Annotated in this window: 15 protein-coding genes; 7 read left to right on the top strand and 8 right to left on the bottom strand. The window is 67.8% G+C overall.

All coding sequences use genetic code 11. The features are described 5' to 3' along the window. The first annotated feature begins 3 nt into the window (after positions 1-3). Genes AB0I83_RS04240 through AB0I83_RS04225 form a run of 4 tightly spaced genes read left to right on the top strand, consistent with a single transcriptional unit; the run spans position 4 to position 11,827 of the window. A complete protein-coding gene (locus tag AB0I83_RS04240; protein WP_363303537.1) occupies positions 4-4,803 on the top strand; it encodes a DEAD/DEAH box helicase in 4,800 nt (1,599 codons plus the stop codon). After that, positions 4,800-6,719, top strand: coding sequence for a UvrD-helicase domain-containing protein (locus AB0I83_RS04235; RefSeq protein ID WP_363303536.1), 1,920 nt, complete (start codon positions 4,800-4,802; stop codon positions 6,717-6,719). The genes AB0I83_RS04240 and AB0I83_RS04235 overlap by 4 nt, the downstream gene beginning before the upstream one ends. Further along, the gene (locus tag AB0I83_RS04230; RefSeq protein WP_363303535.1) at positions 6,716-9,967 is read left to right on the top strand and encodes a helicase-related protein; all 3,252 of its coding nucleotides are present in this window, start codon (positions 6,716-6,718) and stop codon (positions 9,965-9,967) included. The genes AB0I83_RS04235 and AB0I83_RS04230 overlap by 4 nt, the downstream gene beginning before the upstream one ends. A gap of 3 nt (positions 9,968-9,970) precedes the next feature. Beyond that, positions 9,971-11,827 (top strand): DUF1998 domain-containing protein, encoded by a 1,857-nt coding sequence (locus tag AB0I83_RS04225; protein ID WP_363303534.1) that lies wholly within the window; start codon positions 9,971-9,973, stop codon positions 11,825-11,827. Between the two features lie 135 nt (positions 11,828-11,962). On the opposite strand, the gene AB0I83_RS04220 is transcribed toward AB0I83_RS04225, so the two are convergent. Both AB0I83_RS04220 and AB0I83_RS04215 read right to left on the bottom strand, forming a co-directional pair. Beyond that, complete coding sequence (locus AB0I83_RS04220; RefSeq protein WP_363303533.1) at positions 11,963-12,730, bottom strand: glycosyl hydrolase; 768 nt, start codon at positions 12,728-12,730, stop codon at positions 11,963-11,965. Between the two features lie 665 nt (positions 12,731-13,395). Continuing rightward, positions 13,396-13,854: a MarR family transcriptional regulator gene (locus tag AB0I83_RS04215; RefSeq protein ID WP_363303532.1), complete on the bottom strand. Its 459-nt coding sequence runs from the start codon at positions 13,852-13,854 to the stop codon at positions 13,396-13,398. 63 nt (positions 13,855-13,917) lie between these two features. Here AB0I83_RS04215 and AB0I83_RS04210 point away from each other — a divergent pair, with 63 nt between their 5' ends. Then, positions 13,918-14,286: a VOC family protein gene (locus AB0I83_RS04210; RefSeq protein ID WP_363303531.1), complete on the top strand. Its 369-nt coding sequence runs from the start codon at positions 13,918-13,920 to the stop codon at positions 14,284-14,286. A gap of 114 nt (positions 14,287-14,400) precedes the next feature. Here AB0I83_RS04210 and AB0I83_RS04205 read toward each other — a convergent pair whose 3' ends face one another. Then, positions 14,401-14,592 carry a DUF397 domain-containing protein gene (locus tag AB0I83_RS04205; protein ID WP_356840999.1) on the bottom strand — a complete coding sequence of 64 codons (192 nt, stop codon included), beginning with the start codon at positions 14,590-14,592 and terminating at the stop codon, positions 14,401-14,403. Further along, positions 14,589-15,449, bottom strand: coding sequence for a helix-turn-helix transcriptional regulator (locus AB0I83_RS04200; protein ID WP_356535653.1), 861 nt, complete (start codon positions 15,447-15,449; stop codon positions 14,589-14,591). Before AB0I83_RS04200 ends, AB0I83_RS04205 begins: the two co-directional genes overlap by 4 nt. Positions 15,450-15,648: 199 nt before the next feature. Here AB0I83_RS04200 and AB0I83_RS04195 point away from each other — a divergent pair, with 199 nt between their 5' ends. After that, on the top strand, positions 15,649-16,227 hold the full coding sequence (locus tag AB0I83_RS04195) for an ATP-binding protein (RefSeq protein ID WP_363303530.1): 579 nt from the start codon (positions 15,649-15,651) through the stop codon (positions 16,225-16,227). Positions 16,228-16,307: 80 nt separating this feature from the next. Here the strand turns inward: AB0I83_RS04195 and AB0I83_RS04190 are convergent, their stop codons facing one another. The 4 genes from AB0I83_RS04190 to AB0I83_RS04175 all read right to left on the bottom strand — a co-directional run bounded on the left by AB0I83_RS04190 (position 16,308) and on the right by AB0I83_RS04175 (position 19,981). After that, entirely contained in the window at positions 16,308-16,913 is a 606-nt protein-coding gene (locus AB0I83_RS04190) for a response regulator transcription factor (protein WP_356841004.1), read from the bottom strand. Next, positions 16,910-18,127, bottom strand: coding sequence for a sensor histidine kinase (locus AB0I83_RS04185; RefSeq protein WP_363303529.1), 1,218 nt, complete (start codon positions 18,125-18,127; stop codon positions 16,910-16,912). Before AB0I83_RS04185 ends, AB0I83_RS04190 begins: the two co-directional genes overlap by 4 nt. Positions 18,128-18,203: 76 nt before the next feature. Continuing rightward, positions 18,204-19,022 (bottom strand): ABC transporter permease, encoded by an 819-nt coding sequence (locus AB0I83_RS04180; RefSeq protein WP_356535657.1) that lies wholly within the window; start codon positions 19,020-19,022, stop codon positions 18,204-18,206. Beyond that, positions 19,019-19,981, bottom strand: a complete 963-nt coding sequence (locus AB0I83_RS04175; protein WP_363303528.1) for an ABC transporter ATP-binding protein — start codon at positions 19,979-19,981, stop codon at positions 19,019-19,021. The genes AB0I83_RS04180 and AB0I83_RS04175 overlap by 4 nt, the downstream gene beginning before the upstream one ends. A 288-nt stretch (positions 19,982-20,269) precedes the next feature. On the opposite strand from AB0I83_RS04175, the gene AB0I83_RS04170 reads away from it, so the two are divergent. Further along, a complete protein-coding gene (locus tag AB0I83_RS04170; protein WP_363303794.1) occupies positions 20,270-22,480 on the top strand; it encodes a helicase in 2,211 nt (736 codons plus the stop codon). Positions 22,481-22,825: the final 345 nt, after the last annotated feature.

The following is a 22,825-nucleotide window of genomic DNA, read 5'->3' as shown; positions in this document are numbered from 1 at the left end:
CTCATGGCCGACGTGCAGTTCGCCGATACTTCGCTCCAGCCCGTGATCGACACAGTGATCCGTCAGTCCTCGGTAGTCCTGAAGACGTACCAGGTCGATCCGGGGCTGGTTCAGGAGCATGCCAACGGCGAGCGTCGCATCACGCAGGGGGGGTACGGCGAACGGCAGTTGCTCGAACTCGTACAGAACGCGGCCGACGAGATCGCCGATCAGCCGGGCGGCAAACTGCACGTCGTTCTGACTGATGGCCATCTCTACTGCGCGAATCAGGGCTCCCCGGTAACGCCGGAGGGCGCTGAGACGATCCTGCGCATGAGTGTCTCCCGCAAGCGCGGGGGCCAGATCGGCCGATTCGGTGTCGGGATCAAATCTGTACTTTCAGTGTGTGATTCTCCGCAGTTCTTCAGCGGCAACGGCGATTTCGGCTTCGGCTTCGACCGGGACTGGTCGGCCAGCGAAATCGCCCGCGCCCTCGGTCGGCACGGTGACATCGGTATGGACACCCCCGTGCTCCGCATGGCTCGGCCTCTCGATGTCGACAAGGAACGCGGCGATGACCGCGTGCTGGACAAGCTCCTTGGTTGGGCCACGACCGTCGTTCGCCTACCTCTGCTGCCCGGCGCCGCCGAACGTCTGGGTCGGGACATCAGCGGTTACCGGAGTCGCGACGGTCGGGTGACAGATGCCTTCCCCGCTCACTTCCAACTGTTCTCCTCCCACGTCGGCCAGGTACTCCTGCACGACGAACGCACAATGCCGCCCGCGCGCAGGGAAATCTCGATCGAGCCCCAGGGCAGCCTCCGCACTCTCAAGGAGGTGACGCGTGGCGCAAAGCAGTCGATCGAGCAGTGGAAGGTGTTCTCGGCTTCCTACTCGCCCACCGGCGAAGCCGCGGACAGTGCGGGCGAGCTGCACGGCCGGCCGGTGCTCGAGGTCTCCTGGGCCGTGCCTGAGTACACCGTCCGCAACGGCCTGCACACCGCGCCCGTCGGTAAGGGATCCTTCTGGGCGTTCTTCCCGACCAAGTACGAGGTGTCGCTGACCGGCATCCTGAATGCACCGTGGAAGACGAACGAGGATCGCCAGCACCTGCTGGACGGCAGTCCCTTCAATCGGGAGTTGCTCCAGGTCGCAGCCCGGTTGGTGATCGACACTCTGCCCGAACTCATGCCCGACGAAGACCCCGCCGCGTATCTTCCCCTGCTGCCTGGCCGCACGAAGGAGAAGCTGAACTGGGCGGACGAACACTTCCTCCGACGGGTGTGGCAGATCGCCGCCGAACGCCCCTCTCTTCCTGACCAGAACGGCGAACTCCAGCTTCCGAAAGACCTGTTCATAACTCCGGCCAACCTGGACAAGGAATGGGTTCAGATCTGGTCGGAGTACAGCGGTCGCCCCACCAACTGGGTGCACGCATCCGTCGACGCATCCGACAGTTCCGTCCGCCGGGGCAAGATGATGCACATCTTGGAAGCTGCGGGGAAGTCTCCCGAAAGTGTCAAGGACTGGCTCGAGGCTCTCGTCTCCGACGGCTCCGCGGAAGCCTCGTCGAACGCAATCGAAATCTTGTCTCTCATGGTGCTCAAGGACCACAGCGTTCGGCTGCGCGGAGACTCTCCACTCACCGCGGAAGCCCGCAAGGCCCGGATCATCCTGACGGAAGAGCACGGGATGGTGGCCCCCATAGCCGGGGAGATCTTCCACCGAACCTCCGCCGATACCCTCCGTGACGACATGGTCTATGTCCACCCGAAGATCTCCGAGCGCCCGGAGATGGCACGCCATCTACACACCATCGGCATCAGGGTCGCCGATGCGCAGGGGCGGTTCGAAGGTGTCCTCGATCAGGGATTCGGCAACTACGACGACGACGCGTGGTCGAACTTCTGGGTGCTACTGCGCAGCGCCGGCGGCAGCGTGCAGGTCGAGCGAGTCCGCAGCAAAGTACCCAAGCCGCTCGAGATGCTGCACGTCCGCTCTCTGGACGGTCGCTACCGGCCGATGCGCGAGTGTCTCCTACCAGGCCCGGTGGTGCCTGGCGACGGGAGCCGTGACAAGGCCATCACTGTGGACATGGCCTTCCACGAGAGTGACAAACCGGTCTTCCGCGACCTCGGGCTGGTCGATCGGCCCACCGGCGGGCACCGACCTGCCGAGGAAGGGTGGTTCCAGGAGTACCGGCAGGGCATTCATGATCAACACCTGCGCAGTCTCGCCAGCGCGGCTCCGCGACCCAGCATCTCCCGGCTTTCGGTCACGGGTGCAGCGACGCTGGGACCGTTGCATCTGTTGCCCGCGCTGTCCGATGAGGGGCGCGCCGCGTTCGTGGCGGCTCTCCCCGCATCCGACATCTCGCAGAACTGGCAGATGCAGTATGGGACCGTCGCCAACACCCGCAAAGCCGTTGTGTCGCCACTGCTGTGGATGATCAACAAACATGGTCTGGTCAAGACCTCCATGGGCCTGACTCGCGTGTCCGAGGCGGTCGGTCCCCAGCTCAAGAGCTTCAGCGCGGTGCTCCCCGTCGCCGAGATCTCGGAGGAGACGGCACGGAGGCTCCAGATGCCCACGACCGCCGACGCAGTGCCCACAAAGCGCTGGGGCAAGCTGTTCGACCTTTTGCTCAAGAGCGAGGACGACGCGTTCATCGGACGCGCGTACGCCCAGTTGCACCGGGTCGAATTCGAGTTCCCCGAGGGTGTTCCCACCCGCTGTCGGGTCGGAACCTCCTGGGAGGGACGACCCGACAGCGAGATCGCTGTTGCTACGAACGCGGTGGAGTTCAAGGAGCTCATCCGTGAGCGGCTCCCTGCCCTCCTGGTCACCGACAAGGCGGATGCGGCTACCGCGAAGGCGATGATCGAGGACTGGGGGATGCTCAAGGTCTCGGATGTCATCAGCAGAGAGATCGAGCCCGTCAAAACCGGGCGGGCGTCATCTCTGTTCGAGGAGTTCCCGACGGTCAAAGCCCGTCTCGGTCAGGCAGGCAGTAGTCACAAGATTCAGCGCTGCTCCCAGCTCGAGCAGGTGATACGGACTCCTGCGGGCAGCAAGCGGAAGCAGCTCCCGTTCGCGAGGAAGGGCCAGACCCTCTACGTACTGGACTCCCTCGATCGGTTGCAGGTGCTACGGGCCGCCGACGAGGAGTTCAAGTGGGGCTTCGGGGTGGCCGGCTGCAGCCAAGCTCTCGCGCTCCAGGAGAGGCAAGAGCATGACATGGCTCTCCTGGAGAAGCTGAGTGCCGTGCGAGATGCCGAAAGTGTCATCGACAAGATCGACCTGCTGATCGGCGAGGAAGCGCTCCGCGGGGAACTCCCCCCTGGGCTCATGGAGAGCGAGATCCACGAGCACGGCGCCGAACCGAGCTCACGACGCGTCTCGGAGATGGCCTTCAACGCCCACGGTGAGGCGATCCTCCGGATCCACTCCCGCGATCTCGCGCTGGACTTCCCCACCCGTGCCCCCAGCTCTTTCACCGGGAGCCCCAAGGCGCTGCGCTTCGTCACCGACCTCGGGTTCCCCGACTCCTTCGCCGGTGCCCAGGTGCCCTCGCTGGAGCCACGTCTGGAAGTGGACGGACCATCAGAGTTTCCCGCCTTGCACCCATATCAGGAGAAGCTCGCACAGGCACTGCTCGGCCTGCTGATGAACCCGATGCCGCAGCGCGGCATGCTCAGTCTGCCGACCGGAGCCGGTAAGACGCGTGTCACGGCCGAAGGTGTCATCCGCTGGATCCGCGACCGATCGAATCTCCCTGGCCCGATCCTGTGGATCGCCCAGACCGAAGAACTGTGCGAGCAGGCTGTACAGAGCTGGAAGTTCGTCTGGTCGAAGGTCGGTCCCGAACATCCACTGGTCATCAGCCGACTCTGGTCCTCGAACGAGGCCACCCCGGTAGACGGTCGTCCCCACCTGGTCGTCGCCACCGACGCGAAGCTCGACAGCTGCCTGAAGAACGAGAGTTACACCTGGCTGAGGGACGCTGCAGCGCTCGTCATCATCGACGAGGCACATACCGGGATGTCCTCGCGCTACACGCGCATCCTCGAGCAGTTCGATCTGACGCATCGTCGCACCAGCCGTCACCTGATCGGTCTCACCGCGACGCCCTACAAGAACAACGAGGAACTCACTCGCTTGCTGGTGCAGCGGTTCGGCAGCCGCCTCGACACCGGGGTCTTCGACGGGGATCTCTCGGTCGCCATCAAGGAATTGCAGCGCATCGGCGTTCTGGCTCAGGTGAAGCATCGGGAACTTCCAGGTGCAGACATAGCGCTGACGGCAGACGAACGAGCCCAGTCCGAGAAATTCGCCACCCTACCGAAGGGGGCCGAGCAGCGTCTTGCCGAGGACCATGGCCGAAGCCAGCGCATCGTCGACGAGATCGCCTCCATGCCTACGGACTGGCAGGTTCTGGTGTTCGCGACCTCTGTTGCCCACGCCAAGCTGCTCGCCGCCAAACTCGGCGATCGGGATATCAAAGCCGCAGCTATCGACTCGACCACGCCGCCGAACGAGCGACGTAAACGGATCAACGACTTCCGCAAGGGTGAAATCCAAGTCCTGACGAACTACGGCGTGCTCACCCAGGGTTTCGACGCACCTGCCACGCGTGCCGTGGTCGTCGCCCGGCCGACGTACAGCCCGAACATCTACCAGCAGATGATCGGACGAGGTCTGCGTGGACCCAAGAACGGCGGCGAGGAGAGCTGCCTGATCCTGAACGTGCGGGACAACATCACCAACTACGGCGAGTCTCTGGCCTTCACCGAGTTCGAGTACCTGTGGAACGGCGACCAGTGACCCTCGCTCCCCTGACAGAGCACCGGCTCACCGACTCACAGCGCGCGGTGGTGGAACAGCCCTGGGACGCTCGGGTTCTGGTCACGGCCGGTGCCGGTGCCGGAAAGACGCACACTCTCGTACGCCGGCTCGACGTGTTGGTCGAGCGGGAGGAGTTGGAGGCCGGTGAGATCCTGGTGCTCAGCTTCTCCCGCGCCGCCGTGCGCGAGCTCACGGAGCGAATCGAGCGGCACGCCGCCGCCGCGCAGCGCATTCGTGTCCAGACCTTCGACGGCTGGGCAGCGGCCCTGCTCAAACGTGCCTACCCTGAAGTGGACTGGGGGACGTACACCTTCGACGGTCGTATCGAGGCTGCCACCGAGGCGATCGACAACGGGGCGGTCGAGGGCGGCGAGTACATACCCGCTCATGTGGTGATCGACGAGGTCCAGGACCTCGTCGGCGTCCGACGGGAGATGGTCGAGGCGTTGCTCGACCGATTCCAGGAGAACAGCGGGTTCACCGTGGTGGGCGATTCGGCTCAGGCCGTGTACGGGTTCCAGGTGTCCGATCCGGATCAGCGCGCCGCGGAGACCGACCGCTTCCTGGAGTGGGTGCGTGCAACCTTCGGCGAGGACCTGGTGGAGCTGCATCTGGGGGACAACTTCCGGGCCCGTAGCGACACGGCGCGGATGGCTCTGCCTTACGGTTCGACGTTGCAGCGGCTGCCCCGCGATCGAGCCACGGCCGGCGGTGAGGCGGAGCGTATTCACGGTGATCTACGTGCGCTGTTGCTGTCGACGCCGAACTTCGGGAGCTTGGAGGACCCGTTCGTGCTCGCGGCCCTCCGGGACTACCCCGACACCACCGCCATCCTGTGTCGCGACAACGGCCAGGCACTGACACTGTCCGGCATCCTGGCCGCCGCCGACGTTCCGCACACGCTCCAGCGTTCGGCCCGCGAGCGGTCCGCCCCTGTCTGGATTGCCGACCTTCTCGCCTCGACCGGTACGACCGCCCTCGGTCGGGAGCGGTTCGAGGAGCTTCTGGTCGACCTGCGTACCCCGCTGGGTAGCGAGCCGGAAGCGCTTTGGCGGTCACTACGCAAGGTAGCGAGGGGCCGAGGCCGAGGAACCCTCGACGTCGTCGCACTCCATCACGCGCTCGCCGAAGGCAGACTGCCTGATGAACTCACCGCCGCGCAGCCGTCCTCGCTCGTGATATCGACCATGCACCGGTCCAAGGGCCTGGAGTTCGACCGTGTGCTGATCGTCGAACCACGCGTGCTGAAGGAACCGGTGCCGGTCCGGAAGAAGAAGTACGACTACGACCCGGCAGCGGAGGCCCGACTCCTGTACGTGGCCATGACTCGGGCCCGGGACGATCTCTATGTGCTGGACGCGCCCAATTCATGGACTCTCCGGAAGGACAAGAGGATCGATCGCTGGTACCTGGGCGGTCGCAGCACCTGGGCACGAAACGGAATCGAGATGATCGGTTCGGACGTGTCCCACGAGCAACCACCGGGCACAGAGGGGTTTCAGGAGGACGCCGCAGCGCTCCGGCAGCATCTCTTGGCAGATGTCGGAGCGGGAATCGCGGCGGAGTTGGTCCTGCTGCACGGCATCCCTGTCGCCTCGGACCAGTCGCCGCCCTACGCGGTAGTGGCCGGGGGGCGACAGATCGCGGTGGTGTCCGCGCGCTTCCGGAACGACCTGTACCGCATGCTGCGCCGCACCTCGCACTCCGAGGTCGATCGATGGCCGGCGCTGATCACCGGCCTCAGGGTCGACTGTGTGGAGAGTGTGGCGGGCAGCCCTGCCGCCAGCGAAGCAGCGGGGCTGGGCACCCACGGTGCCTGGGTCGCACCCCGGTTGTGCGGCCTGGGACGCTTCCGCTGGTACGGGGACGAACCCGAGGGGAGTGAAGAAGGATGAGCGATTCGGCCCACCAAGCACACTACGAGATGCGTGACTCCCTCCTCGATGCGCTTCGGCGGGACCTGCTCGGGCCCGTAGGTGGCTCGGAGGAGGTACTTACGGATGACGCGCCGATCACCATGTACCCGGTCGGTGTGCTCTTCCCGCGCTCACGCCCGGACCGGTCCGACGGCTCGTCCCGGACCGGGGCCATCGAACAAGGGGAACTGGAGTCGGAGCGGGACGGGCTCGACGCGGTGCCGCTCGGTGTCCGTCGGGACGTCGAGGAAGGGCCCGGCGATCTGGGCGTCTCCTTGGCGAACGTCCGGATGCCCTCTTCCATCGGCCTCACATTCGCGGTGAAGCCGACCGAGTCCACCCGGCTTCGGCTGAACGTAAGCACTGCCGTGTACCTACCCGAGGATGCCGAGGGAAAGCCGGTTGCCGCGAAGCGGACCGAGGCGCGCAGCACAAAGGCCCAGCGGGAGCATTGGCGGCGCTCGCCTCTACGGATCGATGCCGTCTCCGTGGATGTCACACAGCCGGGCCTTCTCGATCCCTTCGTTCTCCACCAGGGGCTGGAACTGCGTGTGCTGGTCCGTCCCCGGTCCGCGTCGGACGGGACTGTGACTGTTACAGCCACGGTCGTCAACAGTCTCGAGGTCGGCCGGTTCGACCTCCGAGACGCGCACTGCTTCTACCAGCCGGTGCTGACCGTGACGGCGGAGAACGGCATCAGCCCGGTGTTCGTGGTGCGACCGACTCCTCGGGGCGCGGTCGACTCGGAGCAGGCATTGAGCAGGCTCCTGCATCGTCATGTGCCGACCTTCGCCACCGGCCACGGCTGCGCGGCGCAGTGGGATTGGACACCACCTCCGGTGGGGTCCGTATCGGTGGAACCTCCGACGGTCACCACTCTGCGGACCGAGTTCGTGCCCGCCCACGAGGTGTTGTTGACCGACTCCAATCCCGGGATCGACGACAGGCAACTGACCATGTACCGGCTGGGAACCGACCCCGCCCACGAGGTCGTGGCTGCTCTGCGCGCCCTGCTGGAGGGGTACGCGCGGTGGATCGAAACCCAGGAGGACCAGGCTCGCCTGCTGAGCGGCACCGAAGACGGCGAGGTAGCGGCCGATCAGGTCATGCAATGCCGGCGAGCTCTGCGCCGGATGTGTGAAGGCGTGGAACTACTGGAAGACACCGAGCAACCGGACGTCATGCACGCGTTCCGGCTGGCGAACCTGGCGATGGCCGACCAGCGGGCGCGTACCGCCTGGATCAAGGACGGTAAGCCGGGCCGACCGGACGAACAGGCAGGACGGTGGAGGCCCTTCCAGATTTCATTCATCCTTCTCTGCATCGCCGGGATCGTGGATCGGGACCACAAGGACCGGGAGGTATCGGACCTGCTGTGGTTCCCAACAGGTGGCGGAAAGACGGAGGCGTACCTCGGGCTGATCGCCTTCACCACCTTCCTACGGCGGCTGCGGGACGGCGAGGAGGGGGGAGGCGTCACGGTGCTCATGCGGTACACACTCCGGCTACTCACCCTCCAGCAGTTCGAGCGCGCCGCGGCACTGATCTGCGCCATGGAGCTACTGCGGGACGCCGACACGGTGAGACTCGGGCGCGAGGAGATCTCCATCGGCATGTGGGTGGGCCGTTCGGCAACCCCCAACACGTTGGCCGTCACCGAAGCCAAACTGGCCGACCTGCTGCGCAACGAGAACCTTCAGCTACAGACGGAGAACCCGGTCCAACTCCGCAACTGCCCGTGGTGCGGCGAACCCCTGCGCCCCCGGGACTACGCAGTCGATCACGATGCCGAACGCATGACGGTGAAGTGCCCCTCCGTCAGCTGTGACTTCAACCGGGGATTGCCCGTGCACCTCGTCGACGAGGCGGTCTACGCCCATCGTCCGACCTTGGTGATCGCGACGGTCGACAAGTTCGCCTCGATGCCATGGCGACCCGCATCGGCGGCGCTGTTCAACCGGGACATGGACGGGGTGCGCCCACCCGAGCTCATCGTCCAGGACGAGCTCCATCTCATCTCGGGCCCGTTGGGCACGCTCACCGGCCTGTACGAGACAGCCGTGGACACCCTCGCCGAACGTCCGAAGGTCATCGCCTCGACCGCCACCATTCGACGCGCCGCCGAGCAGGGAACCCGGCTGTTCGACCGCAGGGTGGAGCAGTTCCCTCCAGGCGGCCTCGACGCACGCGACTCCTGGTTCGCCGTTGAGACGCCCCGCGAGCGCAAGGCTGCCCGCAGCTACGTAGGCCTGCTGACCTCCAGCACCAGCCAAGCCACCTTGCTGATCCGGGTCTACGCCGCTCTGCTCCACCGGGCAAACACCCACGACGCCCTGCCTGAGGTGAAGGACGCCTACTGGACTCTGGTTGGCTACTTCAACAGCTTGCGACTGCTTTCGGCGGCAGAACTCCAGGTCCTCGACGACGTCCAGGAGCGACTGGGCCACCTCTCGGCGCGGGACGGCCTAGAGGCGCGCCGCGCGGACGCTCTCACGGAACTGAGCAGCCGGGCGAACGCCAGTGACATCTCCCGCCGGCTCAAGGACGTGGAACGACGGTACCCGAGCCCGCAGACGCTGGACGTACTGCTCGCCACGAACATGATTTCCGTAGGGGTAGACATCGACCGGCTCGGGCTGATGGCTGTGATGGGCCAACCTCAGACCACTGCCGAGTACATCCAGGCTACGAGCCGGGTCGGCAGGCAACACCCGGGCCTCGTGGCGGTCATGCTCAATTCGACGAGGTCGAGGGATCGTTCGCACTACGAGGACTTCCAGGGCTTTCACTCCGCCCTGTACCGCGAGGTGGAGTCCACGAGTGTCACCCCGTTCTCGGCCCGGGCCCGTGACCGTGGTCTGCACGCCGTGGTGGTGGCCCTGGCCCGGTTGATGTTGCCCGCCGCACGGGCCAACGAGGCTGCAGCTCAGGTGGAGGACTTCCTTCCCGACCTCCTCGAGAAGGTAGGGAAGGCCCTGCTCCGCCGGGTTTCATCGGTCGAACCGGATGAACTCGAATCCACCGCTGCCGCCTTCGAAGGGTTCGTGGGCTGGTGGAGGGACGAGGCTCGGGAACGGCCGAACCTCGTGTACGAGGCTCGACGCGGCAACAGAAGTCCCGCTCTGCTGGCCAACTACGACGACGAGTCGACCGACGTGTCGCAGTGGAGGACACTGTGGAGTCTGCGCGATGTAGACGCCTCGTCCACCTTCTTCGAGGAGCGCTGAACCATGGGCCCCGTCCAACCCCGTGCCCGTCGCCGCGGCCTCCCCTCCGCTCCGGCGCGTACCGCCCGCAAGCTCGGCGAGATCCGGCGCGCCCAACTCATCACGACGTACGGCGTCGGAGCCATGATCGCTGTGGAGAACGAGTCCTTCCTCGTCCGGGGTATCGACTCGTGGGACATTTCTGAGGCACCGTTCATCTCGGAGCCCCGCCTCGCCTGGCAGCTGGGTGTCTCCGGATTCCGGATGCCCCCAGCCCCCGATCCCGACTCTGCCCGGGACGGAGTGAGGGCGGTGCGGTTCCCGGAGATGTACTCATGCCCTCACTGCCATCAGTTGCAGCCCTTCCGGAAGTTCAACTCCCCGGCCGGACGAGCCGAGTGCTCGACATGCCAGGAGAACCTGGTCCCGTCCCGTTTCGTGGTCGCGTGCACGGACGGCCATCTGGAGGACTTCCCGTACTGGAAGTGGGTCCATCGGGGCAACCGGACAGGTCCGGGAGCCTGCGGGGGCCGGCTGACGTTCCACGCCGACGGCTCGACCGCTTCACTGCGCGCCGTGCTGATCGGATGCAGTTGTGGGGTGGAAAAGGTCTCCATGGAGGGGTCGTTCCGACGCAATGCGCTCCGGGACCTCGGCATCCGGTGCAGCGGTCGCAGTCCGTGGTTGAAGGACGCACCTGCCGAGGGCTGCCAGGAATCGCCGCGCACGCTGCAACGTGGTTCCTCCTCGGTCTGGTTCCCCGTCATGCACTCGGCACTGTCCATCCCGCCCTGGAGTCAGGGCATCGCCAAGCTGGTAGCGCCGTTCTACGAGGGCTTCAAGGAGGAGGACCCCGCGTCCATCAAGTCGTTCGTGCGCATCGGGAAACTGTTGCATCACCACCCGAGGTACACGGCGGACGACGTGGTGGCGGAGGTCGAGCGGAGACGTGCGGCTGAGACGGCCGCTGCGGAGCAGGTCGATGACACGGAGGTTGTCAAACGGGCCGGCGACTACCGGCGGAAGCTCTACGAGGGCGAGTATCAAAGTCTGTCGAAGCCGCATCCTGAAGACCCCGAAGAGGAGCAGGAGTTCGTCTGCGAACCACCTACGACTCCTGTCGACGCTCTGCGCTCGTCGTACGGGCTGACCCAGGTGATGCTGGTCAAGCGTCTGCGTGAGGTTCGGGCGCTTCAGTCCTTCCGACGCGTGGAGGAACCGAGCCCCGCTGACCACTCGAAGCGCCACGCGGCGATTGCGCTCGTCAAACCGAGTTGGCTTCCGGCCTTTGAAGTGAGCGGCGAAGGCGTGTTCCTTCGGCTCGACCCGCAGCGACTTCGGGTCTGGGAGGAGCAACCGGAACAGGTCGCTCGCGCAGCCCGGGTCCGTGAAAACCACGAGAAGCTGCTGTCCACGCGTGCCGGCGCCCCTGACAAGCCGGTTCCACCCTCACCGGCCACTCCCCGCTTCCTGCTTCTCCACGCCTTGGCCCACGTGCTGATCAATGAATGGAGCCTGGACGGTGGTTACCCGGCGGCTTCCCTGCGCGAGCGGCTCTACAGCGACGAGGACATGGCGGGCGTGCTGATCTACACCGCCACCAGCGACTCCGCCGGCAGCCTCGGCGGCGTCGTCGCGCAAGGTGAACCGGACCGTCTCGCGAGGACCCTCCGAGCGGCTCTACACAGGGCGAGTTGGTGCTCGAACGACCCTCTGTGCATGGAGTCGGAGACGAGTGGTGCGGACAGCTTGAACGTGGCCGCCTGTCACGCCTGCATGTTGCTCCCGGAGACGAGTTGCGAGAACAACAACATCCTGCTCGACCGGGCAGCCCTGGTCGGGACACCCGATGGTCGGGCGCACGGCTTCTTCACTCTCTGACGCTCGGGGCCGCGCGCCCGGACGGTCCGGCTGCCGCAGTCCCCAGCAGCCGGATCATGCCGTCTCAGCCTCGAAGTGCATCTGCGCCCGCCCCAGCAGGTCGTCCGAGATCACCACCGCGACGTGCTGCTGCCTTCAGAGGTTGAGGTAGGGGTCTGCCGCCATCTGTCGGTAGGCGGCGAGGGTCTCGGGCGATGAGTTGATCTGCCAGTGTCGCTCCTTGTCGACGTCGAACCACACCAGGGCCTTGATCAGGGGGAATTCTTCTTTCAGGCTCGGGATGACTCCCTGGATCCACTCAGCCTTGCTCCCCCCGGTCTCGTCGGAGCCCGTCTCGCCGATGATGATCGGCTTGCCCTTGCCGGCGAGCTTGCCGTAGATGTCGCGGAAGCGGTCCGTGAAGCTCTGCCACTCGAAGTCGGGCTCGGACGTCCCCCAGTTGTATCCGTCGACACCCGTCCAGTCCACGTACCGGTCTCCGGGGTAATAGGCCATGGTGGCAGGAGCGTCCGGGCTGTCGGTGACGTTCGGTGCCCAGACCCAGACGACGTTCGAGGCGCCACGGCGATCGAAGACGTCGTGGATATGGCGGTAGGCGGCGACGTACAGGTCGGGGTCGTGCCCGCCCCAGCCTTCCTCCTCGTTCATCTCCGCGGCGAAGTCGAGGAAGAACGGCTTGCCCAGCTCCTTCGCTCCATCGGCCTGCTTCTCGATGGTCGAGTCAAGCGATCCGTCGATGATGTCGTCGAAGTCGACGTCGAACGGTTCCCAGTTCACCAGGGGGAGACGGTTGTCGGCGAGGTCGTCCCGAGTGGCCTCGGACGCTGCCCAGTCGTCTTCCCAGCCGTAGTAGGTGAGGTGGATTCTGGGTGTCGTTCCGATTCGAGCGTCGGTCTCCTCCACGCCTCCGTCACCGTAGTAGTGCCCCAGCAGAGCGCCCTTCGCCGGTTGGAGTGGGGCGGTGGAATGAGACTCGGGCGCTTGCTCCTCGCCTGCGGCGGAGCAGGAAGTGGCGCCGAGCGCCACCGCTGTGGCCAGGACCGCACTCGACAAGCCGGTGCCGAGACGGCGGAAGGCCGGTGCCGGCAGCGTGGCGCTCCCGCCCCCGGATCGCGCGTGCGTGTCCTGGACATGCCGCCGCTGCCGTAGCCGGCCGAGTGGGACTCCCCTGATTGTCATGCTGTTGCTCCAGCGCCAGAGCTGACATTCACTCAGCTACGGGCGTACGCGAGTCGGGCTGTCCAGGCTTCGGTCGAACAAGCAGAGAGCGCTGCCGACCCGCAGAGGCGGGCCCGGCCAGGGGGGCTGTCCGCCGCAAGGAAAGAAGCACTCTTCAGATGGAGAAGCGTAGCGGGTCACATCGGCGCGTCCGTATCGAAGGGCAACGGCCGAGCCCTGCACACCCAGGGGCGAGCGATCCTGTCCGGAATGACATCCGGACGGCAAGCCCACCGCCCCGCGCCGCAGGACGAGAGATGGGTCGCAGGCTTCTTCGGTAGAACGCCCCGAACCCCCACCCTCGGCCGGACTGTCGACCGGATGCGGTGAAACGTGCGTCGAGGGACGGGCTACGTATCTTCGTTGCCCCTGCGTAGGGATTGGCTCATGCTCTGCAGGGCCCGGAACGCGCCTGCCTGCTCGGCCTCGGTCATGCCGGCCAGCATTCTCACCTCGACGGACCGGACCGCTACGGTCGCCGTCTCCAGGCTCCGTCGACCGCGTGGTGTGAGCCGCGCGGGAAGAGCCTTACCCACGGGCGCCTCCGCCGGCCTGGTGACGTAGCCGTCTCGTTCCAGCGCCTGGAGCAGCACGTTCATCGACTGCCGTGTCACGAACGCACCACGCGCGAGCTCGGAGTTCGACAGGCCCGGCCGTTGGGCCAGCAACTCGAGGCAGGAGTAGTGCGTCACGCTCATCCCGAGTGGCCGCAGCACCTCCTCCATGGCCGCACGCAGGGCGCTCGAAGCCTCTTTCAGCAGGTAGCCCAGCGATTTGTCCAGATCGACGCCGAAAGCCTTTTGACTCATGTCAGAAGTCTGACATACCTTGGTCCGTGTCAGGAATCTGACACGCTAAGAAGGAGCAGCATCATGCCCGTCACCGGCCCCGACTTCATCTCGCTCCAGGCGCGCGACCTCGACGCTTCGCAGGCGTTCTACGAGCAGTACCTCGGCCTCGTCCGCTCGCAGGCCGGGCCTCCGCACGCCGTCGTCTTCGAGACGAAGCCGATCGCATTCGCACTGCGCGACCTCGTGCCCGGCACCGATCTCGCATCCGTTTCACAGCCTGGCATCGGCGCTGCGATCTGGCTCCACGCCACTGGCGTCCAGGCCATCCACGATGCTCTCGTCGCGGGCGGTCACACCATCGTCTCCGAGCCGGTTGACGGCCCCTTCGGCCGGACATTCACCTTCGCCGACCCCGACGGCTACCGAATCACTCTCCACGACGGGGCCTGACAGCCAAACGCCACCAGCGATCACCGTTCCCCGAAGACCGCCGATCGCGACCGATCCGCGAGCGTCCGGGCGATCTCGATGTCTCTTCGCAGCGAAGAGACAGTCAGAGGCCGTTCAGACGTGTGAGTCGGCGGCGAGCACCGTGAACGCGGACCATGCGCGGGGAGAGACCGCCAAGGCGTGCCTCTGCGTGTCCTTCGAGTCCCGGACCAGAACGACCTCGGAACGTACGGCGATCTCCACGCAGTTGTCGCCGCCGCCGCCGCTGTAGGTGCTCTTGAACCAAGCACGTTCCGTGGTGCTCATAGCGCTCCTCGCATCCGTTCCAGCAGGCTTGTGGTCGCCTGATGACTCAGCGCCTGCGAGCGCATCTTGCCATAGCGCTGGAGCATGTGACTTGCGGCCTTCGGATCGCCGATGAGCATGCTCGTGCCATGGCCCTCGACGTATCCGGCCCACCGGTGGTCGGCGGTTTCCGCGAGGTACATCTCGCCCTCGAAGCCGGCGTGGTCCTCCTGCACCAGTGGCATCACCTGGATTTCCACGTTCCTGTACCGCCCCACGAGAAGCAGGTGATCGAGGAGGGCCTTCGTCACTCGGGGGCCACCTAGCCGCCTCTCCACCAGAGCTTGTTCGATGATGAAACTGAACGTGGTGTTCGGACGATCATTGAGTAGTTGCTGACGGGCCAGTCGGGCCGCCACCTGGCGCTCGAACTGCTCCTGCGTGAGTGGCGGCAGGTGACGATCGAAGAGTGCCTGGATGTACGGCTCCGGCTGAAGCAGGCCGGGAATGACCCGGCATTCGTACGCGTAGAGCGAGGTCGTGTCCTCCTCGATCGCCGCCCACTGCAAGAACCACGACGCCAGCCCCACCTTTCGCGTCAGGCTCTTGGCCGCCGCCGCCAGCACCCGCGCCGCCGTCGCCCCGAGCACCTCCTCCGAACGGTCCAGCAGTTCCCTCGGCGGGAATCGCTTGCCCTGCTCGATCTTGGCGATGTACGCCGCCGAGTACTGCACCTGGGGCGCGAACTGCTCCTGGGTGAGGCGTGCTTCGTCCCGCAGCGCCTTGAGTACCGCTCCGAACGTCTTGAGGCTGTCCGACAGTTCCGGCTCCCCGCAGCTGCCGCCGCCCCCGGCCCTGCCGCCGATGTCCATAGCCATTTACGGCCGCCTCTCCCTGTGCCGGACCCGCCCGCAGGCCCACTCGTACCGCGCTGTGCGTCGTCCGCGTCGCCACACCTGACACAGACAGATGGTTACGCAAAGTGACTCCCCCGGTCCAGCGGGTCAGCCGGTACAAGCCAATCTGTATCGGTGCCGTGCCTGCCGCCGGTCGCACGCCTTCTCCAGGCTGGGTGCCATGCCAGCCACTGACACCCGGACCGCCGCCTCGGCAGGTGTGTTCGTCCAGCAGTTCTCCGCCACCCGCCGTGGTGCCCGTCTCGCGCGCCTGCTCGCCTCGCTTCAGCTCGTCGAGTGGGGCCACGCTCGCCGGACGGACAGCCATGACGCGATCACGGTCGTCGTAGCCGAGCTCACCACCAACGCGGTACTGCACGGACGCGTCCCCGGCCGGGATTTCGCGCTGCTCCTTCGTCGCGACGACGACCGGGGCGTCATCCGCATCGAAGTGTCCGACACCCATCCCGGCCGGCCCGCCCACGTCGTGCCGACGTCGGAGGCGGACCACGGCCGCAGGTTGGTCCTGGTCGACGCTCTCACCGTCCGGTGGGGTGTCCGCGACCGAGTCGGGCCGGGCAAGACGGTCTGGGCCGAGTGCGCCGCGGGCACGAGGCCCGTGACGCGCGTGCACGGAGAAGCGGACGACGTGGATGAGGTGGATGAGGTCGATGAGGTGGATGGGGTAGCCGACGCGGCAGACGTAGCCGACGCGGCCGGTGTGGACGATGCAGCACCGGCAGCGCGCGAGATGACCTGATGACGGCCGTGCGCGGCACTCCCCCGCTCAGGCCACGCGGCTCCCCGTCGGCCCCGCGCCTGCCGGGCCCGGCCGCCCCCTCACAGCCACCCGTTCTCCCGAGCGATACGCGCCGCCACGTGCCGGTTCTCCGCGCCGAGCTTCATCGCCGCGGCCGAGAGGTAGTTGCGCACGGTTCCGCTGGACAGTGAGGCGCGGGAGGCGATGTCGGCGACCGGGGCGCCGTCCTCGGCGTACGACAGGAGCTCCGCCTCGCGTGGGGTCAGGGGGGACTCGCCCGCGGCGATGGCGTCCGCCGCGAGTTCCTGGTCGACGTACCGGCCGCCGGTGTGGACGGTGCGGATGATCTGCGCCAGCTGGTGCGCGGACACCGTCTTGGGTACGAAGCCGCGCACCCCGACGCTCAGCGCGCGTTTCAGGGCTCCCGCCCGGGCGTGGCTGGTGACGATCATCGCGGCGCACGCGGGCACGGTGGTGCGCAGCCGCTCCGCGACCTCCACACCGTCGAGGCCGGGCATCTGGAGGTCGAGGACGGCTACGTCGGGGTGGTGCGCCCTTGCCATGGCGAGGGCTTCGTCACCGGTGCCGGCCTCCGCGACGACGGTGATGTCGTCCTCCAGGGTGAGGAGGGAGGCGAGCGCGCCCCGGATGAGGTGTTCGTCGTCCGCCAGCAGGACCGTGATCATGCGGCTTCCTCCCAGGGGATGCGTGCGGTGAGGCGGAAGGTGCCTCCGGGGTACTTCTCGGTGGTCAGGGTGCCGTCCAGGCCGGTCAGGCGTTCGCGCAGTCCGGCCAGGCCGGTGCCGGCGCCTGGTTCGGCGTCGGACGCGCCGTCGTTCTCCATCACCAGCAGGGCCTCGGTCGGGCCCGCTGTGCGCAGTGACATGGTGCAGGTGGACGCGCCCTGTGCGTGGCGGAGCACGTTCGTCGTCCCCTCGCGCACCACCCAGCCGAGGGCCGACTGGACGTCCGCGGGCAGGCGGTCCGCGGGGCCGTACTCGATACGGCTCTCGATGCCTGCGGCCTCCAGGACCGAGCGGGCTCCGGCGAGTTCGGTGTGCAGGTCGGCGGTGCGGTATCCGCGTACGACCGACCGGATCTCGCGCTGCGAGTCCCGCGCGATGCGCTGCACCTCCACCATGTGATCGACCGCCTCGGGCCGGCCGCGCTGCGCGAGTTGTGCGGCCAGTTCGCTCTTGAGCGCCACGACGGCGAGGTTGCGGCCCAGTACGTCGTGCAGGTCGCGGCCGAAGCGCAGTCGTTCCTCCGCGACGGCCAGGCGGGCCTGGGTCCCACGGGCGGCGGCCAGTTCCTCGACAAGCCGCACGCTCCAGCCTGAGGCCATGGACGCGGTGGCCATGAAGGGCACCATGAGCACGATGGAGCCGATGGCGAGGGCCAGGGGCTCACCTGCCAGCCCGGCCACGACGGCTCCCGCCAGGGACCCGATCGTGACGACCGCCACGAGTGCCGCTCCGGAGCGGAGCTTCATCGCCAGCACGGGCGGTCCGGCGTAGTACATCAGCAGCCACAGCAGATACGCCGTCAGGTCGCCGTCCTCGATGCGCCCGGACGACAGGAGCACGCATCCCAGAACGGTCATGGTCACTGTCACGACCGTGTACAGGGCCACGAGGCCGCCGGGCCGGGGCCCGGCGCCGAGATAGTGCATGAGCGCGGCCCGCCACAGCAGGACCTGGATGACGGCGTGGGCGAGGCCAAGCGCGGCGACGGACGCCAGCACGGGCGCTTCGGTGTCCGTCCGGACCACCCAGACCGTCCAGAGCGCCACCTCGCCCAGGGCGAGGAAGCCGACGCTGCCCACCGCGTACCGGCGGTAGCGGTCGGGGCCGTCCGGGCCGCCGAGTCGTTCCACCCAGTCCTCGACGCTCGTGTTCATGATCCCAGCCTTCCCTGTACGACGGCCCTCGCACGTAGCGGCGCGGGCCCCGGCGGCAGCGCGGGGCCCTGCCCGCTCAGTGTCGCGGGCTCCACCGGAACCACCGTCGTACGCCGAGGGCCGCCGCCCCCGTCCAGGCCAGGGCGGTGAGCAGCAGCCTGCCCTGGTCCATGAGGCCGAGGTCGCCCGTCCAGCCTCCCCGCAGGAGGTCCATCACCGGTGAGAAGGGCAGCCACGCACTGATGTCCCCGACCACGCCGGGCAGTACCTCGCGCGGCAGGAAGAGCCCGGATCCGGCCATGGTCACCAGCATGAACGGCAGGAACGTCAGCTGCGAGCTCTCCGCGGTGCGGGTGACAGCGGCTGTCAGCGCGCCCCCGGCCACGAGCAGCGCCAGTCCCGCTAGCAGGCCGAGGATCACCAGGTGCGGGGCCTCGGGCAGGGGTGCGTCCAGGACCACCGTCAGTCCGACGGCCATCAGCAGGCACTGCACCAGCGCGAGCACCACGGCGGGCAGGGCACCGCCGGCGAGGATCTCCCAGTCGCGGACCTCCCCCGCGCGGAGCCGCTTGAGCACCAGGCTCTCGCGACGGGTGACGTAGACGCCGACGAGGTTGGTGTAGACGGAGAAGAACAGGGCCATGGCCAGGATCCCCGGCAGGAGGACGGTCGCGATCGACAGGCCGGTGCCCGCCAGGTCGAGGCTCTTGACCAGGCCGCGCATCGAGAAGGCCATGATGGCGGGCACCATGAGCGCGGTGAACAGGGCCGCCTTGCTGCGCAGGAGCAGGGTCAGCTCCGCACGGCCGAGGGCGGCCATGCGGGACGCCGGACCGCTCCGGGCGGACGGGGGGGTGGTCGCCGGTCGGGCGGGGGCGGGGGCGGTCGTCGTCATCGTGACTCCTCCTTGTCGAGGCCCCTGTCGAAGCCCTTGGGCGTGTCCTTGTCGAGGTCCTTGGCGATCTCCATGAAGGCCTCTTCCAGCGATGCGGACCGGGCGTCGAGGCCGTGCAGTGTGACGCCGGTCTGCTGGGCCCAGCCGAGCAGTTGGGTGGCCGTGCGCTGTAGGTCCCTGGTCTCCAGGCGAACCGTCCCGCCCTCGGTGGTGTGCCCGGTGACGCCCATCGCCGGGAGCGGCGGGAGTTCACCGACGAAGCGGTCCTGGGGCAGTCGGAAGCTGATCCGGGACGGCCGCTCCGCGACGACGTCGGCGACCCGTCCGGTGGTGGCGATCAGCCCCTTGTGCATGATCGCGAGCCGGTCGGCGAGGTGCTCGGCCTCCTCCAGGTAGTGCGTGGTGAGCAGCACGGTCGTGCCCTGGAGCTTCAGTTCGCGGATCAGTTCCCAGGTGTCCCGGCGTGACTGGGCGTCGAGGCCGGTCGTCGGCTCGTCGAGGAACAGCACCTCGGGCCGCCCCAGCAGGGCCAGTGTGAGGTCGAGGCGGCGGCGTTCGCCCCCGGAGAGCTGCTTGACCCTGACCGAGCGCCGGTCGGACAGGCTGGTCAGGTCGAGGGCCTCGTCGACGGAACGCGCGCCGCTCGTGCAGCCCGCCCACATCCGCACGGTCTCCAGGACCGTCAGCTCGGGCGGGAAGCCGCCCTCCTGGAGCATCACGCCGATCCGGTGGCGTACGGCCGCGCGGTCGTGGAAGGGGTCGCTGCCCAGCACCCGGACGGTCCCGCCGGTGGGGGTGGCCTGTCCTTCCAGGAGTTCGAGCGTGGAGGTCTTTCCGGCGCCGTTGGTGCCCAGCAGGGCGAAGAGCTCTCCGCGGGCGACCGTGAAGTCGATGCCGCGTACGGCGTCGAAGCCCTGGTAGCTCCGTTTCAGTCCGACGGTTTCGATGACTGTTTCCATGCACTCCACACTCCCTGCGCCGCGGGGCCGGGGGCAGTGCGGTGTGTCATCGGGTTCGTATGACGGCTGTCATGCCCGGCCGTCGGCGGCCCGGTCGCCGCCGCGCGCCCGGCCACTCGTCCTTGGCGCCCCCGGACGCGGGAAATCCCCGTCCGCAATTGCGGGACGGGGATTTCCTGACGTATATTGAGTGTTTCTGTGCGCCCACAGAAAAGGCCCCTCACCGGGGGCCACAAGAATCACCTTATCCGGCAGGGAGCGGTTTTGTCAACTCGCGAAAACGTCGAATTGCATAAGGAGCAGGAATTCGTCGACCGGCTCCACGCCCGTGTCGACGCGCTCCGCGGCGCCACCGCGCAGAGCGTCGACGACGCGCAGACCCCGGTCGGGAACGGCCTACAGGCCCGCCATGAACGCGATGTGCTGGTCTCCGAGCGTTCCGGTCTGCTGGCCGCCCTCAATGCGGTCGAAGGGTCACTGTGTTTCGGACGCATCGATCTTCGCGACGGCGACGCACACCATATCGGCCGTATCGGAATTCGTGAGGACGACACCGAGCACACGCCCCTCCTGATCGACTGGCGCGCGCCGGTCGCCCGGCCTTTCTATCTCGCGACCGGACATACGCCGATGGGGCTGCGACGACGCCGGCACATCACCAGCGAGGGCCGCACGGTCACCGAGCTGCACGACGAGATCCTCGACCTGGGGGACCACGAGCGCAGCGGCTTCGAGGACCCGACCGGTGACGCCGTGCTGCTCGCCGCGCTGGACTCCGCCCGCACGGGCCGCATGGGCGACATCGTGCGGACCATCCAGGCGGAGCAGGACCGCATCATCCGCGCCCCGCACCGGGGGGTCCTCGTCGTCGAGGGCGGCCCCGGCACGGGCAAGACGGCGGTCGCCCTGCACCGAGCAGCCTTCCTCCTCTACGAGCACCGTGAGCTGCTGGCCAAGCGCGCGGTCCTGGTGGTGGGCCCCAACCCGGCCTTCCTGCGCTACATCGGCGAGGTGCTCCCCGCCCTCGGCGAGACCGGCGTCCTGCTCGCCACCCAGGCCGAGCTCTTCCCCGGTGTCCACGCCCGGGGCACCGACACCCCCGGTGCGGCGGCCGTGAAGGGCGGTGCCGCCATGGCGGAGGCGCTCGCCACGGCCGTGCGCGACCGGCAGGTGCTTCCCGAGCCCGGCGCACCCGTCGTGATCCCGCACGACGACGGGGACCTGATCCTGGACTGGGAGATCGCCTACGAGGCCCGGCAGGTCGCCCGCGACACCCTCCTGCCGCACAACCTGGCCCGCCCCTACTTCGCGTTCCAGGTCATCGACGCCCTCACCGCGCAGCTCACCGAGCGCATCGGCGCGGACCCGTACGGCGGGCCGAACTTCCTCGGCGCGGACGACGTCGCCCAGCTCGGCAAGGCGGTCGCCGCGAGCGAGCAGGTGCACGCCGCCGTCGCCGAGCTGTGGCCGATGCTCACGCCGGAGGAGTTCCTCGCCGACTACCTCGCCGAGCCGGTGTACCTGCCGGACGAGGACGCCGACGCCATCCGGCGCGCTCCGGGCGCCGGGGAGTGGACCCCGGCCGATGTACCGCTCCTCGACGAGGCGGCCGAGCTGCTCGGGTCCGACGACAGTGCCGAACGGGCCGCCGCCGAGGCCGAGCGCCAGGAGCGGGTGGCCTATGCGCAGGGCGTGCTGGAACTGTCCCGGGGCTCGGAGTCGTACGAGTTCGAGGACGAGGAGTCCGAGTTCCTGGCGGCCCACGACATCATCGACGCCGAGCGGATGGCCGAGCGGCAGGAGGAGGCCGACCACCGCAGCGCCGCCGAACGGGCCGCCGCCGACCGGACCTGGGCGTTCGGCCACATCATCGTGGACGAGGCGCAGGAGCTGTCCCCGATGGCGTGGCGGCTGCTGATGCGCCGGTCCCCGACCCGCTCGCTGACGCTCGTCGGTGACCCGGCGCAGACCTCCGAGGAGGCGGGCGTCGGATCCTGGGAGAGGATCCTCGAACCGTACGTCGGCGACCGCTTCGAGCATGTGCGGCTCCTGGTCAACTACCGTACGCCCGCCGAGATCATGGACCTGGCAGCCAGGGTCGTACGGGCCGAGGACCCCTCCTTCGAGCCGCCGGGGTCGGTGCGGTCCACGGGCGAGAGGCCGTGGACGCGGGACGCCGGTGCGGATCTGGCGGGCGCGGTGGCACGCGCCGTCGCCGAGACGGCACCGGAAGAGGGACGCCTCGCGGTGATCGCACCGCGCGCGCTGCACGAGGAGATCGCGGCCCGGCTCGACGGGGTCACGGCCGGCGCGGAACCCGACCTGACCCGGCCCGTGGTGCTGCTCGGCCCGCGTGAGGCCAAGGGGCTCGAGTTCGACAGCGTCCTGGTCGTGGAGCCGGGGCGTTTCGGGACCAGTGATCTGTACGTGGCACTGACCCGTGCCACGCAGCGCCTGGGCATCGTCCACAGGGAGGAACTGCCCGAGTCGCTGCGCTGAGGCCCCGGCGGGGGCGGGGGCCCGACGGGGAGCGACTGGGGCCCGGTCGGAGCCCGGCTCGGGTCCGAGGCCCGCACTCCGAGGTCCGAACTCCGGCGCTCGGGTCCCGACTTCCGGATCACGGGTCCCGAGACCCGGGTTCTGAGATCCGAGCTCCGGAACGGCGGTTCATCCTTTCGAGGGCCGGAATCAGGGCCTCCGCCCGGCGCCCGAGCTTCGGGACCCGGGCGTCGGGATCCGAGGGCCGGGATCCGAGCGATGCCTTCAACCGGTAGGGAAAGAAGGGTGGTTGGGGATACCTCCCCCACCTCCCTGACCCGTCACGGCCAGCAAGTATGACTAATG

Source organism: Streptomyces sp. NPDC049970 (genome assembly GCF_040660235.1).
In the GTDB taxonomy this organism is placed as follows: Bacteria; Actinomycetota; Actinomycetes; order Streptomycetales; family Streptomycetaceae; genus Streptomyces.
The sequence above is the reverse complement of the archived record's forward strand: the minus strand, read 5'-3'. Positions and strand labels throughout refer to the sequence as shown.

Excerpts from the sequence above, each read along its gene's own strand:
- AB0I83_RS04240 (WP_363303537.1), top strand. The coding sequence starts at position 4 with ATGGCCGACGTGCAGTTCGCCGATACTTCGCTCCAGCCCGTGATCGAC.
- AB0I83_RS04230 (WP_363303535.1), top strand. The coding sequence starts at position 6,716 with ATGAGCGATTCGGCCCACCAAGCACACTACGAGATGCGTGACTCCCTC.
- AB0I83_RS04225 (WP_363303534.1), top strand. The coding sequence starts at position 9,971 with ATGGGCCCCGTCCAACCCCGTGCCCGTCGCCGCGGCCTCCCCTCCGCT.
- AB0I83_RS04215 (WP_363303532.1), bottom strand. The coding sequence starts at position 13,854 with ATGAGTCAAAAGGCTTTCGGCGTCGATCTGGACAAATCGCTGGGCTAC.
- AB0I83_RS04210 (WP_363303531.1), top strand. The coding sequence starts at position 13,918 with ATGCCCGTCACCGGCCCCGACTTCATCTCGCTCCAGGCGCGCGACCTC.
- AB0I83_RS04205 (WP_356840999.1), bottom strand. The coding sequence starts at position 14,592 with ATGAGCACCACGGAACGTGCTTGGTTCAAGAGCACCTACAGCGGCGGC.
- AB0I83_RS04200 (WP_356535653.1), bottom strand. The coding sequence starts at position 15,449 with ATGGCTATGGACATCGGCGGCAGGGCCGGGGGCGGCGGCAGCTGCGGG.
- AB0I83_RS04195 (WP_363303530.1), top strand. The coding sequence starts at position 15,649 with ATGCCAGCCACTGACACCCGGACCGCCGCCTCGGCAGGTGTGTTCGTC.
- AB0I83_RS04190 (WP_356841004.1), bottom strand. The coding sequence starts at position 16,913 with ATGATCACGGTCCTGCTGGCGGACGACGAACACCTCATCCGGGGCGCG.
- AB0I83_RS04185 (WP_363303529.1), bottom strand. The coding sequence starts at position 18,127 with ATGAACACGAGCGTCGAGGACTGGGTGGAACGACTCGGCGGCCCGGAC.
- AB0I83_RS04180 (WP_356535657.1), bottom strand. The coding sequence starts at position 19,022 with ATGACGACGACCGCCCCCGCCCCCGCCCGACCGGCGACCACCCCCCCG.
- AB0I83_RS04175 (WP_363303528.1), bottom strand. The coding sequence starts at position 19,981 with ATGGAAACAGTCATCGAAACCGTCGGACTGAAACGGAGCTACCAGGGC.